A 12,718-nucleotide genomic window follows, 5' to 3' on the forward strand; every position below is an offset into this window, starting at 1 on the left:
GAAAAAAACCTCTCTATATGAGAGGTTTTTTTAGATCTGTAAGTTTTAGTTGTTTAAATAAAAAAAGCCAACGAGATGTCGTTGGCTTTTTAGCATTCTGGTAAGACTTAACGGTTACGTTTAGGATCCAGTTGTGGGTCTTTGATTTCCACATAGGCATTATTGCGTGTTTCACGTAACCAGCTATCTAATTCGGCATCAAATTGACGCTCACCCAGTAATTGGCGAGCCATACGTTCCTGATATTCTTGGGTCATATCTTGTTGACGTGTTTCGCTCACTTGCAGAATATGCCAGCCAAATTGGGATTGAAACGGCTTGCTGAACTGACCCACTGGGGTGCTTTTCATCTGCTGTTCAAATTCAGGCACCATTACCCCAGGGCTAACCCAGCCAAGACTTCCGCCATCACGAGCCGAGCCAGTATCGTTAGAGAAAGTTGAAGCTAAAACAGTAAAATCTTCACCCTGTTTCAGGCGATTATACAGACTGTCAATCATCTGCTTGGCATTTTCAGGACTGACCACTTCAGACGGTTGAATCAGAATGTGTCGTGTTAAATATTGAGGAACAAGGGCTTTCTGTTCGCCACCTTTACGCTCCAAGAGTTTCAGAACATGTACACCATCAGCGACAGGGATCAGTTCAGACGTCTGGCCGGGTTGTAGGGTGGTCACGCGTGCAGCCAGTTCTGCTGGAATTTCTGACAGGTTTCTCACACCCATATCAGCAGCTTCGATCTTAATGCCGCCTGTGCTGTATTTTTTACTGATCGCCTGAATGTCATTGCTGCTATTTAATTCTTGCTTTACCTGTGTTGCAATTTGTTCAGCATTTTCACCGCTTACCCGTAAATGCAGTACATGGACCTGACTGCCAAGCAAAGCCTGACCTTGCGGGGTGTTTAGGAAGTTTTTAACATCTTGATCTGTGATCTGAATGCGTGAAGTCACGATTTGTTGACGTAAACGATTCAGTGCTAAATCTTCAGCAATACGGTTACGTAAAGAAGCATAGGTATTTGGTGCCATGGCATCCAGCTTCTGCTGGAAGGCCTCCAGACTCGGTGAACCAGAATCACGGGCAACTTTCAGAACGGCTTCATTTAAAGCTTTTTCATCTGGACGAATATTATAACGTTTAACTTGTTCAAGCTGTGCTTGACGAATAATCAGTTGCTCTAAGGCTTGTTGCTCAAGATATTGTTGTGGTGGAACTGCCTTTTTCTGTTTTTGCAGCTGATGAGAGATTTCAGCTACACCTTGAGCCAAATCACTACGCAGAATAATACTATTGTCGACTACAGCTACAACTTCATCTTTAGGTTGGGCAACAGCAAAAGTCGTCATCGCTGAAGAAAGGCATAGCGCAAGTGCGGTTGCTTTAAAAATTTGTTTTAACTGTTTTGTCTTCATTAACGTTCTGTCCAAGTTTGATTGATATTGTTAAAACCTAGAATACGATTTTCTAGTAAAGAGGTGAGTTTGCTGCTTAACCCACCTAAGCCTTTCAGGCTGACTTCGGCCATAATAGCGCGTTTGGCTTTGACATTTGAATCATTTACATTGTCTAAGTCATTGTAATATGAGCGACCATACACAGAAACTCCCCAACAGCATGACTCATAGTTGACGCCAAGTAAATATTCCCGTGCGACACTATTGTCGAGATCAAACTGGGCATGTCCAACCAGACGCCAGTTGTTGGCAATGGGCTGGATAAATGAACCGACAATCTGGTCGTAGTTTTCCTGACGGTTCGGAATATCTTTGCGATAGAAATAGCCTAAGTTATAAAGATTGCCTTGATCACCGGTATAATAAACCTGCACATCGCGTTGGGCATTCGATCCATTCGACATCCAGCTTGAGTTCAGATTAACGTGAACATTATTTGACAGTTGACTCGTCAGTTGAATAACAGGGCCGGTATGGCTTTCACGGTCAAATTCATCTGCGTCATTTTCCAGTGTCACACGACGATCTTCAAAGAAAAAGCTCTGTCCAATGCTGGCACGCAGACGCTCCAGACCTTCTTCATTAAATAGGCTATAGCTCAGACCTAAGGAGGCGAAGTTGTTGTCTTCCAGGCGGTCATTACCATAAAAGCGACGCGCACTGAAAAGTTGATCATAATTAATCGAAGCAACGACTGAATCAAAGTTCGGCTGATTCTGCTGGTTTTCATATGGTGAATAGGTGTAGAACAGACGAGGCGTTAAGGTCTGTAGATACGTACCTTCTTTTTCGAAAATTAAACCGGTGTCCAGCGTGAATTGTGGTACCACAATTGAATTATTTTCACTAGACGCGCTACGGCTTTGGGTTTTTTCATCATAGAAAGTATTGATGTTGCGTACAGTCGCCTGAGGAATGAAGAATGACCACGGGGTATAATGGTTATAACGCACGGAAAAGTCGTTATAGATTCGTGTACCACTTGGTTGATATACCTTCTCACCCGTTGGGTCAGTATCGGCGAAATTTCGCAGGTCTTTCTGGAAATAGGCCGTATCGTTATTAAACTCAAGCTGTAATCCCAATGGATTACCAGTTTTGTAATTGACTAAAAGCTGCGGCAAACGCGCATAAGGACGGTCTTCATCCAGTACAGTTGGATCTAGGGTCTGGAAATCTTCGACTTTGAATTGTGCCTTTAAGCCAGGAATACCATTTTTGTAATTGACTTCCCAAGCACGACGTAAGTTCAGGTCAGTTTTAGAGTTCGGGTTGTTGTCCAGATCGGCGAAGTAATCTTTGTCTGAAGCATAGTTATATTCAAGATTGGTGGAGAGCTGATTATTGATCTGCCAGTTATGTAAGAAATGCAGGCTTTTACGATCTTCGTCGCTATAGCTTTCATCGGAAGGTAGATAACCTCCCCAAATACGGCCTTCACCATAATTTTCAGTCAGATAACGGAACTCACCATCCAGCATTACACCACGATCGCCAATATAACGCGGCGTAATCGTCGCATCATATTGCGGTGCCAAATTCAGGTAAACTGGAACACCCAGTTCCAGGCCGCCATCATTGGTAAAGCCAAATGTCGGGGTCAGAATACCGGTAGTGCGGCGGTCATCAATCGGGAAGTTGAAATAGGGAACTGCCAAGACTGGGACATCTTTAACATACAACTTGGTATTGCGGGTTTCACCACGTCCGGTTTCCTGATTCAGCTTGATCTTTTCTGCCTGAATTTTCCAAGTCGGTTTTTGCTCAGGTGGGCAGGTGGTATAGGTCGCATTTTCCAGTTCTAATGTTTCGGTCGAGGTTCTGGCGATCTTTTCTGCCCGACCATGCGCATGTTGCTGTTCTGCGATATAGAAGCTGTTATTTAGGTCGCCTTCTTGGGTCTTTAAATTATAATTAATATCATCACTTTGCGAGAGCAGGCCACCCTGAGCAAGTTGTACACGACCTTCTGCCTTGGCATAAGTCTGGGTTTGATCAATGGTCACGCGTTCAGCACGAATCTGACGACCTTGCTGGTCAATGATGACATTGCCTTCCAAATAAGAGTCGCCTGCTGGATTGTAGTGACCATAATCTGCAGTAATGGTGGATGTGGCCTGATCTGGCGCAACGGTTGCTGCATCTGGGGCAATCGGGGTCATCCAGGCACCTTTACAGTAGGCAGAACTTAAATATTTTTCCTGCCGCTGCTGTGCCTCAGCTGAGGATTTGTCAACATAGTATTGCGAAAAGAATGCTTCACCTGGATAGGTTTCATTAATGCGCTGTTTAAGCTGTTCTGCATTTACATCGGACGAGACATTTGATGCAGCATAGCCGGAGGCTGAGCTGCCACATAAAAGGGTTAAGATCGCAGTCGCTAGAGGATTTATTTTAAAGTGATGCTTCATTTGTCTCATTAACCAATCATGCTTTTATCGCAATTAATTATTGTCGCATCATAGAGAAAAAGTTGATAAGTAGCTACACTTAGCACTTTAAAAACTCAGCCTGTATTAGAATTAATTGCAAATGAATACACAACGCGAACAATTGATACAATCTTGGATTGCCTCTGTACTCGGTTCAGATCAATTTGAAACTCATTTTTTAGCAGGTGATGCCAGCTTCCGTCGTTATGCACGAATCAAACTGAATAATAAAACATTTATGCTGATGGATGCACCACCAGAAAAAGAAGATTGTGTGCCTTTTGTGACGATAGATGAGTTTTTTGATGCACATGGCGTGCGTGTTCCGCATATCGTGGCAAAAGACCTGGAAAATGGCTTTTTACTGCTCGAAGACTTTGGTGATCTGCTGCTGTCGAATCTGCTCAATGATGAGACTGTAGATGCCTATTATGAGCAAAGTTTTAAACAGCTCATTCAGCTGCAATCGATTGCTGGAGAAGGGCATTTCCCGGCATATTCTTATGAAAAACTGATCTCAGAAATGGAATTGCTGACTGACTGGATGTTGCCAGCGTTAAAGGTTCAACCGACTGAATCAGAAAGCGCCTTGATCAAACGCACTTTTGCGATTCTGGCCAATGCCGCTTTGGCACAACCTCAGGTAATTGTACATCGGGACTTTCATAGCCGTAACCTGATGAAAATCGACAATGAAACCGAACTCGGTGTGATTGATTTTCAGGATGCAGTCATTGGTGCTGATACCTATGACCTGATTTCGATTACCCGTGATGCTTATGTGCAGTGGAATGCCGACCGTGTGTATCGCTGGTTCAAAAATTTCTATGAGTTATTGCCAGCATCTGTTAAAGAAAACCGTGACTTTGAACAGTTTAAAAAAGATGCCGACATGATGGCAATTCAGCGTCATATCAAGATCCTCGGTATTTTTGTGCGTCTGTTTGAACGTGATGGCAAGTCGGGTTATCTCAAAGATTTACCACGTGTGATGTGGTATCTGCTTGAAGAGTCTAAGGCTTATGTAGAACTAGAGCCATTCATGCAGTTCATTCATGAAAAAGTGATGCCTGCCTTTGAAGCAAAATATGGTTCATACGAGGTAGCGGCCTAAATGAAAGCGATGATTTTGGCCGCAGGACTCGGCAATCGTATGCGCCCATTAACTTTGCATACCCCCAAGCCTTTGCTTGAGGTAGGTGGCAAACCGCTTATCGTCTGGCATATTGAAAAACTGGCTGCGATCGGAGTCACTGAAATTGTCATCAATACGGCTTGGTTGGGTGAAAAACTCGCTCAAGTTTTGGGTAATGGTTCACAATTTGGTGTACACATCCTTTGGTCACATGAGGGTGAAGGTCTGGAAACCGCTGGGGGGATTATCAATGCCTTGCCACTACTCGGTGATGAACCTTTTATTCTGTTAAATGGTGATGTCTGGACCACGATGGATTTTGCACCTTTACTGGATATTGATCTAAAGGATAATTTGGCGCATCTCGTACTTGTGCAGAACCCTGAACAACATCCAGAGGGTGATTTCACGCTTGCAGAAGGGAAAGCTTATACCTTTGATCAGCAAGTCGAAGGTGAAAACCTGACTTTTAGTGGTGTATCCGTACTTGATCCGAAAATGTTTGCAGGCTTAGAGGCTGGAAAACGTCCTTTAGCTCCGTTGCTAAAAGCAGCAATGCAGAGTCAGCAGGTAGCCGCTTCTAAACTGACAGGCATTTGGGTTGATGTAGGAACCCCGGAGCGTTTAACGGCACTGGATACGGCGATCCGTGAAGGGAAGTTTGCTTAAGTGAATATTCGCTAAGCACTGCCTACTGTGCCAATATAGAGAAAACGGTATACTTCCACCTAACTTTTTCGAGCGTAGATTGTTTATGCACATGTTTTTTCAAGAACTAAAGCAGGGTAGCCAGGCTTTGGGTTTAGAGCTATCTGATGAGGCTTTAAATTTATTACTCAAGTATCAGGATGCTTTGGTGCTGTGGAACAAAGCATACAATTTGACTGCAATCCGTGATCCAAAAGAAATGCTAGTCAAGCATCTGCTCGACAGTTTAAGTATTTTAAAGGATTTGCCTGCAGGCCGCTTGCTCGATATCGGTACAGGTGGTGGTATGCCGGGCATGATCATTGCTTTATGTCAGCCTGAGCGTGAATGTGTATTGCTGGATTCAAACGGTAAAAAAATTCGTTTTCTCAAGCAGTTTATTGCTGACTTAAAACTCAAAAATGTCATTGCCGTGCAAACGCGTGTAGAAAACGAAGATAGCATCAATGAACTGGGTCAATTTGATGTAATTACCAGTCGTGCCTTTGCATCATTAACGGACTTTGTTGATGCTTCTAAGCCATATATGCACGAGCAAACGATTATTGCCTCAATGAAAGGCTTAATTCCTGAAGATGAAGTTGTTACTTTAAAAAATGAATTTAGTTGTGAGATTATTGAACTTAAAGTTCCGCGCTTAGACGAACAGCGTCATTTACTTCTATTAAAACGTATTTAAGATTTTTAAAGGGATTGGGGGCAACATGGCACAAATTATTGCGATTGCAAACCAAAAAGGTGGTGTCGGTAAAACCACAACCGCAGTAAATTTGGCGGCATCTTTAGCTGTGTTAAAAAAACGTGTTTTGCTGGTTGATATGGATTCGCAAGGCAATGCGACCATGGGGTCTGGCATTCAGAAGAATGACCTACTTTATTCGGTTACTGATGTGTTGCTGGGTGAAGTGCCGATTGAAACGGCGATCTCTAAGGCGGAAGTCGGCTATAAGGTTCTTGGGGCAAACCGTGATCTGGCTGGGGTTGAGTTGGCGATTGCAGAGCAGGAAGGGCGCGAGTTCATTTTGCGGGATGCATTGCAGGAAATTGAAGCTTCATTCGACTATATCATTGTCGATTGTGCACCGAGTCTTAGCCTGATTACTGTCAATGCTTTGGCAGCCGTGGATGGTGTGCTGATTCCAATGCAGTGTGAATATTATGCACTGGAAGGTCTGGCGGATTTAACCCAAACCATCGATCGGATTCAGCAAGCCTTGAATCCGGACCTGCAAATTGTTGGTGTATTACGCACCATGTACGATGCACGCAATGCCTTGACTCGTGATGTCTCTGAAGAATTAGAACAATATTTTGGTAAAAAACTGTATGAAACCGTGATTCCACGGAATATCCGTCTGGCTGAAGCACCAGCACACGGTTTGCCGGTGATTTATTTTGAAAAAAGCTCAAAGGGTGCAGTTGCTTACTTAAATCTGGCAGCTGAAGTATTAAAGAAAAGCAAAGTGAAAAAAGGAAGTAAAGCATGACCGTCAAGAAACGTGGACTCGCCAAAGGTCGTGGCTTGGATGCCTTGCTAGGCTCAATTCAAAAAGAAAAATTACAACTCGAAGCCCAAGGTCTTGATCATGGTCAGTTGAAACAGATTGATGTGAATTTGCTCAAGCGTGGTGAATATCAGCCACGCCGTTATATTAACGAGCAGGATTTGCAGGAACTGGCGGCATCGATTGAAAAGCATGGCATCATGCAGCCCATCGTGATCCGTCCGGTTGACGATGAACGCTATCCATACGAGATTATTGCGGGTGAACGTCGCTGGCGTGCTGCACAGCTGGCGGGTTTGACCGAGGTTCCTGCGATTGTACGTGATCTGAATGATCAGGTTGCGATTGCACTGGCCTTGATTGAAAACATCCAGCGTCAGGATTTGAATCCGATTGATCAGGCGATGGCCTTGCAGCGTTTTCATGAAGAATTTGGCTTAAGCCATCAGGAAATTGCAGATACCGTGGGTAAAGCGCGTACGACAGTGAGTAACCTGCTTCGCCTGCTCAGCCTGGCTGAAGAAGTAAAAGATTTTATGCAGCAAGGTTTGCTGGATATGGGACATGCACGTGCGATCTTAACCTTGAAAGCTAAAGATCAGCTTAAAGTCGCAGATATCGTGATTGAAAAAAGTCTGTCTGTTCGTCAAACCGAGCAGTTAGTCCGTGATTTCAATACACCTAAACAAGAAAAAGTAAAAGAAGCGGTAGCACCAGATATTCAGCAATTGACCCAGCGCCTTTCAGAGCGTTTCAGTGCAGATGTTAAAATTGACTATAACAAGCAAGGTAAAGGAAAACTGGTTATTAGCTATCACTCTTTAGAAGAACTTGATGGCATTCTTTCTATTTTAGAAGATGAATAATTTATCTATTTTTTATTGGGGAATAAATTAGATGTGGGAATTGGTTAAAGCAGGTGGCTGGCTCATGCTGCCATTGGTCTTGTGTTCTATTTTTATGTTGGCGATTTCGATCGAGCGCCTGATTCGTCTGAAAAAGAACGTAGTACTTCCGTCGATCCTGTTGATGGGGCCTTCGCAAAATACAGCACAAGTCATGCAAAAAATGAATCAAAGTGCGGCCTTAAAGCAAAGTACTTTGGGCCGGGTATTTACTGCGGGCTATACTAGTAAGCCGCAGGGTGAACAGTATGCGCGTGCGCAGATGGAGGTGGCGGCGTCACAGGAAATCGGTTATCTGGAAAAAAATATTAATTTTCTGGGCACGTTGAGTGCAGTTGCGCCTTTACTCGGTTTATTGGGAACTGTACTTGGGATTATTGAATCTTTCCTGATGATCGATGTGGGAACTGGAAGTGATCCGGTATTGATGATGCCGGGTATTTCCAAGGCTTTGATTACCACAGCAGCCGGTATGCTGATTGCAATTCCTGCACTGTTTGCCCACCGTTATTTTCAGCGTCTGGTTCAGGAATATGTGGCTGAACTTGAGCAGCAAGCGACTTTGTTTCATGCGGATCTTTTTTATCGCAATCATGCAGACATAGACCAAGACATGCAAAAAGCCAGCTAGGAGGCGGATGATGAAATTCAAACGCAACCAGGTGGAAGATGTACATATTAATCTGACCCCAATGATTGATTGTCTGCTGTTTATTCTGGTCTTTTTGCTGTTATCGACGACATTTAGCCAAATGAGCCGAATGAATCTGACCTTGCCTGATGCGCAGGGTGTACCGCCGAAAAGTTATGATCAGAAAGTCGAAGTGATTGTTGATGCCAATGGTCATTACGCAGTGAATGGTCAATCCTTGGCCAGTAAGGAAGTCGCGGATTTAAATACTGCAATTAAACAGATTTCTAATGAACGCCGTGATTTAATGTTTGTCATTGCAGCTGACGCAAAAGCCAGCCATCAGGACGTGATTCGTGTCATGGATGTGGCCGGGCAGCTCGGCTTTGTAAATATTAATATCAGTACCAAAGTACCCACCCGAGGTTATTAGTGAAGCACGATTTTAAGGTCTATCTTCGCCTTTTAAGTTATTTAAAACCGTTTTGGGGCATTGCATTGCTTGTCCTGCTGGGTTTTTCTATTAATGCCGCTACGGAAGTCTCTGTCGCTAAATTACTAGAATATATTATTGAGGCGATTCAAAATAAAGACCAGAGTTTCACATCACTTTTCCCGTTTTTAGTGGTCATACTCATGTTCTTCCGGGGCCTGGGTTTGTTCATGGGTGGATATTTTACTGCGGTAATTTCCCGGAATCTGGTATTCAACATCCGTCAGGAAGTTTTTGCAAAATTGCTGCGTTTACCGTCCCAGTATTATCTGGATAATACCAGCGGGCATATTACTGCCAAAATCATGTATAACGTTGAACAGCTAACCGCTGCTTCAACTGAAGCTTTAAGAACCTTGTTGCAACAAGGTTTGATCACTCTGGCATTATTAGGCTACCTGTTGTATACCAACTGGCGTCTGACCATGTGTATCCTGATTTTTGCACCCGTCATTGGCTTTATTATCAGTAAAGCTGCAAGACGGATGCGTAAATTATCGCAGCAAGTGCAAGACACCATGGGTGATGTAAACCATGTGGTGCAGGAAACGGTGAATGCCAACCTGATCGTCAAGGGTTTTGGAGGGCAAAGTTATGAGCAGGAACGCTTTAAACAGAACTCGCTGGAAAACTTGCGTCGTGGCTTGAAAATGGTCGCTGTACAACAGTTGAATAGTCCTGTGGTTCAGCTGATCATGTCGATTTCACTGAGTATTGTGATGTTTATTGCCTTGCGTCCGCAAATTCTGGGTGATACCTCTGCGGGTGAATTTGTCGCTTATATTACTGCGGCGGGTATGCTGGCAAGACCGATCAAAGCCTTGACGGATATCAATGAAAAAATTCAACGTGGTATGGCTGCGGCTCATTCGGTATTTGAATTGCTGGATATGCCTGAAGAAAAAAATACCGGGACTTTAACGGATAGCCTGAAAGGCGATATCGAGTTTAAAGATGTTAACTTGATTTATGATGATGGCCATCATGCCATTCATGATTTTAATTTAAAGGTCAAGGCCGGTGAAACAGTAGCGCTGGTAGGACGTTCTGGTGCAGGAAAAAGTTCTCTGGTGAATCTGCTGGTGCGTTATCAGGATGCAACTTCTGGGCAGATCTTGCTGGATCAGAAACCGATTGAAGATTTTGAAATTACCGCCTTGCGAACCCAAATTGCCATGGTGAACCAGCAAGTAGTACTGTTTAACCGAACTGTGCGGGAAAATATTGCTTATGGTCAGCTTGAAGGTGCCTCCGATGAAGATATTATCGCGGCAGCAAAAGCAGCCTATGCACATGATTTTATTATGGCATTGCCGCAAGGTTATGATACTCAGCTGGGTGCCCAGGGTTTAAACCTGTCTGGTGGCCAGCGTCAGCGCATCGCCATCGCACGCGCAATTTTGAAAAATGCCTCTATCTTGATTCTGGATGAAGCAACCAGTGCGCTGGATAACGAGTCGGAATACTTTATTCAGCGTGCCTTTGATAAAGCCATGCAGGACCGTACCACCATCGTAATTGCACATCGTCTATCGACGATTGAAAATGCGGATCGTATTGTGGTCATGGATCAGGGCCGTATTGTTGAACAGGGTAGTCATGCAGAACTGATTGCGCTACATGGTGCTTATTATCAGTTGCATCAGCGTAACTTTGAGGAACAGTAACTTATGGCACTGGCACAAATCATTCAGGATGCTTGGAATGCACAGGCAAAGTGGCTGGTGGTGCTGCGTCCTTTGTCATGGTTGTATCGCCTGGGTTTTGTCAGCAATCACTGGCTTTATCAAAAAGGCATTAAAAAAAGTTATAGTGCGCCGATACCCGTTATGGTGATTGGCAATATCACGGTCGGTGGTAGCGGTAAAACACCTTTGCTGATTCATCTGGTGGATTATTTAACCGAGAAAAATGTTCGTGTAGGCGTGATCAGTCGAGGCTATGGCGGCCAAGGTCCATTTCCGGCCTATGTCGACTTTAATACCTTGCCGGAGATTGTCGGAGATGAGCCTGCCTTGATTGTGCAGGCAACAGGCGTGCCGATGGCAGTTGGCCCCAACCGGCAGAAAAGTATCGAGTTATTGCTGCACAGACATGAACTGGATCTGATTATCTGTGATGATGGCCTGCAGCACTGGGCTTTGAACCGCGAGATTGAGTGGATTGTGCTGGATAATAATCGCGGTCTGGGTAATCAGAAACTGCTTCCAGAAGGCTATCTGCGCGAACCTGTAACACGGCTAAAAACCGGAACCGTAATTGAGCATTCGGCTAACCCAAGTTCTGAACTGAATATGCATCTGGCTGCATCGCAGCCTTATTTGCTCAATCAGGACAGCACTAAAATCTTTAACCCTCAAGCGGCTTTTTATGCGGTAGTCGGCATTGGCTTTCCACAGCGGTTTTATCAGACCTTGCAAAATTTAGGCATAGAACAATTTCAGTGTCATGAGTTTCCAGACCATCATGACTATGACATTGAAGATTTACAGTTCGATGATAACAATCCGATTATTACCACTGAAAAAGACGCAGTAAAAATTATGGCGCTCCTTAAACAATATCCAGATTTCAAACAGGATATCTGGGTAGTGCCAGTCGATGCAGTCCTATCGCCAGCCTGCTATACAGTCTTGCAGCAACAGTTACAACAATACGGTATTCAAATTTCTTAAGGCTCATTCATTATGAAACACATTGTTATTCCTGCACGTTTCGCCAGTTCACGTCTGCCGGGTAAACCGTTGCTGGACATTCATGGTCGTCCCATGATTCTGCGGGTAGTGGATCAAGCCAAGAAAGTGCAAGGTTTTGATGATCTGTGTGTGGCAACTGATGATGAGCGTATTGCTGCCGTTTGCCGTGCTGAAGGCATTGATGTTGTCATTACCTCGGCGGATCACCCTTCAGGCACAGACCGCTTGAGTGAAGTGGCTCGAATCAAAGGCTGGGCCAGTGAGGACATTATTGTCAATGTACAGGGGGATGAACCCTTACTGCCTGCGCAACTGGTAAAACAGGTTGCTCAACTCTTGGAAGATCAGCCTGAATCTTCCATGTCGACGCTATGTGAGCCGATCCATCAACTGGATGAATTCAAACGTGACAGCATTGTAAAAGTTGTCATGTCAAAACACCAGCAAGCACTGTATTTTAGCCGTGCTACCATTCCTTATGACCGTGATGGTGCGAAACTGACTGAACCAAAACTGCATGATCAGGCCTATCGTCATTTAGGCCTATATGCCTATCGGGTAAAACTGTTGCAAGAATATGTGACCTGGGAAATGGGTGTGCTGGAGAAACTGGAATCTCTAGAGCAGTTACGGGTACTGGAAAATGGACACCGTATTGCCATTGCGGTGGCTGAAGCCAATTTGCCGCCAGGGGTAGATACTCAGGAAGATCTGGATCGCCTGAATCAGATGGATCTTTCCCATTTTGCCTAAGAA

12 protein-coding genes are annotated in these 12,718 nt (G+C 44.3%); 10 read left to right on the plus strand and 2 right to left on the minus strand.

The window, feature by feature from the left end:
• Nucleotides 1-107: 107 nt before the first annotated feature.
• Both ACIG3F_RS04185 and ACIG3F_RS04190 read right to left on the minus strand, forming a co-directional pair.
• The gene (locus ACIG3F_RS04185) at nucleotides 108-1,415 is read right to left on the minus strand and encodes a peptidylprolyl isomerase (protein WP_396469435.1); all 1,308 of its coding nucleotides are present in this window, start codon (nucleotides 1,413-1,415) and stop codon (nucleotides 108-110) included.
• The gene (locus ACIG3F_RS04190; RefSeq protein WP_396469508.1) at nucleotides 1,415-3,868 is read right to left on the minus strand and encodes an LPS-assembly protein LptD; all 2,454 of its coding nucleotides are present in this window, start codon (nucleotides 3,866-3,868) and stop codon (nucleotides 1,415-1,417) included. The genes ACIG3F_RS04185 and ACIG3F_RS04190 overlap by 1 nt, the downstream gene beginning before the upstream one ends.
• 121 nt (nucleotides 3,869-3,989) lie before the next feature.
• Between ACIG3F_RS04190 and ACIG3F_RS04195 the strand changes: the two genes are divergently transcribed.
• The 10 genes from ACIG3F_RS04195 to kdsB all read left to right on the plus strand — a co-directional run bounded on the left by ACIG3F_RS04195 (nucleotide 3,990) and on the right by kdsB (nucleotide 12,715).
• On the plus strand, nucleotides 3,990-5,003 hold the full coding sequence (locus ACIG3F_RS04195) for an aminoglycoside phosphotransferase family protein (protein ID WP_396469436.1): 1,014 nt from the start codon (nucleotides 3,990-3,992) through the stop codon (nucleotides 5,001-5,003).
• Nucleotides 5,004-5,693 carry an N-acetylmuramate alpha-1-phosphate uridylyltransferase MurU gene (gene murU / locus ACIG3F_RS04200; protein ID WP_005252252.1) on the plus strand — a complete coding sequence of 230 codons (690 nt, stop codon included), beginning with the start codon at nucleotides 5,004-5,006 and terminating at the stop codon, nucleotides 5,691-5,693.
• A gap of 85 nt (nucleotides 5,694-5,778) precedes the next feature.
• Entirely contained in the window at nucleotides 5,779-6,411 is a 633-nt protein-coding gene (rsmG, locus tag ACIG3F_RS04205; protein WP_129716636.1) for a 16S rRNA (guanine(527)-N(7))-methyltransferase RsmG, read from the plus strand.
• 25 nt (nucleotides 6,412-6,436) lie between these two features.
• A complete protein-coding gene (locus tag ACIG3F_RS04210; protein WP_005106558.1) occupies nucleotides 6,437-7,219 on the plus strand; it encodes a ParA family protein in 783 nt (260 codons plus the stop codon).
• Nucleotides 7,216-8,103, plus strand: coding sequence for a ParB/RepB/Spo0J family partition protein (locus ACIG3F_RS04215; protein ID WP_004731487.1), 888 nt, complete (start codon nucleotides 7,216-7,218; stop codon nucleotides 8,101-8,103). The genes ACIG3F_RS04210 and ACIG3F_RS04215 overlap by 4 nt, the downstream gene beginning before the upstream one ends.
• Before the next feature lie 31 nt (nucleotides 8,104-8,134).
• Nucleotides 8,135-8,773 carry a MotA/TolQ/ExbB proton channel family protein gene (locus tag ACIG3F_RS04220; RefSeq protein ID WP_374952683.1) on the plus strand — a complete coding sequence of 213 codons (639 nt, stop codon included), beginning with the start codon at nucleotides 8,135-8,137 and terminating at the stop codon, nucleotides 8,771-8,773.
• 10 nt (nucleotides 8,774-8,783) lie between these two features.
• Nucleotides 8,784-9,206, plus strand: coding sequence for a biopolymer transporter ExbD (locus ACIG3F_RS04225; RefSeq protein WP_004278885.1), 423 nt, complete (start codon nucleotides 8,784-8,786; stop codon nucleotides 9,204-9,206).
• The gene (gene msbA, locus ACIG3F_RS04230) at nucleotides 9,206-10,933 is read left to right on the plus strand and encodes a lipid A export permease/ATP-binding protein MsbA (RefSeq protein ID WP_396469437.1); all 1,728 of its coding nucleotides are present in this window, start codon (nucleotides 9,206-9,208) and stop codon (nucleotides 10,931-10,933) included. Before ACIG3F_RS04225 ends, msbA begins: the two co-directional genes overlap by 1 nt.
• A gap of 3 nt (nucleotides 10,934-10,936) precedes the next feature.
• Nucleotides 10,937-11,941, plus strand: coding sequence for a tetraacyldisaccharide 4'-kinase (gene lpxK / locus ACIG3F_RS04235; RefSeq protein WP_396469438.1), 1,005 nt, complete (start codon nucleotides 10,937-10,939; stop codon nucleotides 11,939-11,941).
• Nucleotides 11,942-11,953: 12 nt separating this feature from the next.
• Nucleotides 11,954-12,715 (plus strand): 3-deoxy-manno-octulosonate cytidylyltransferase, encoded by a 762-nt coding sequence (gene kdsB, locus ACIG3F_RS04240; protein ID WP_004278879.1) that lies wholly within the window; start codon nucleotides 11,954-11,956, stop codon nucleotides 12,713-12,715.
• Nucleotides 12,716-12,718: the final 3 nt, after the last annotated feature.

The organism is Acinetobacter sp. NPDC052428 (genome assembly GCF_044547685.1).
GTDB classification, from domain to species: Bacteria; Pseudomonadota; Gammaproteobacteria; order Pseudomonadales; family Moraxellaceae; genus Acinetobacter; species Acinetobacter lwoffii_G.

What these genes read in the sequence shown, in the direction of transcription:
- lpxK (WP_396469438.1), top strand. Translation starts at nt 10,937, where the DNA reads ATGGCACTGGCACAAATCATTCAGGATGCTTGGAATGCACAGGCAAAG.
- ACIG3F_RS04190 (WP_396469508.1), bottom strand. Translation starts at nt 3,868, where the DNA reads ATGAAGCATCACTTTAAAATAAATCCTCTAGCGACTGCGATCTTAACC.
- ACIG3F_RS04225 (WP_004278885.1), top strand. Translation starts at nt 8,784, where the DNA reads ATGAAATTCAAACGCAACCAGGTGGAAGATGTACATATTAATCTGACC.
- ACIG3F_RS04220 (WP_374952683.1), top strand. Translation starts at nt 8,135, where the DNA reads ATGTGGGAATTGGTTAAAGCAGGTGGCTGGCTCATGCTGCCATTGGTC.
- ACIG3F_RS04195 (WP_396469436.1), top strand. Translation starts at nt 3,990, where the DNA reads ATGAATACACAACGCGAACAATTGATACAATCTTGGATTGCCTCTGTA.
- ACIG3F_RS04210 (WP_005106558.1), top strand. Translation starts at nt 6,437, where the DNA reads ATGGCACAAATTATTGCGATTGCAAACCAAAAAGGTGGTGTCGGTAAA.
- kdsB (WP_004278879.1), top strand. Translation starts at nt 11,954, where the DNA reads ATGAAACACATTGTTATTCCTGCACGTTTCGCCAGTTCACGTCTGCCG.
- ACIG3F_RS04185 (WP_396469435.1), bottom strand. Translation starts at nt 1,415, where the DNA reads ATGAAGACAAAACAGTTAAAACAAATTTTTAAAGCAACCGCACTTGCG.
- rsmG (WP_129716636.1), top strand. Translation starts at nt 5,779, where the DNA reads ATGCACATGTTTTTTCAAGAACTAAAGCAGGGTAGCCAGGCTTTGGGT.
- murU (WP_005252252.1), top strand. Translation starts at nt 5,004, where the DNA reads ATGAAAGCGATGATTTTGGCCGCAGGACTCGGCAATCGTATGCGCCCA.
- ACIG3F_RS04215 (WP_004731487.1), top strand. Translation starts at nt 7,216, where the DNA reads ATGACCGTCAAGAAACGTGGACTCGCCAAAGGTCGTGGCTTGGATGCC.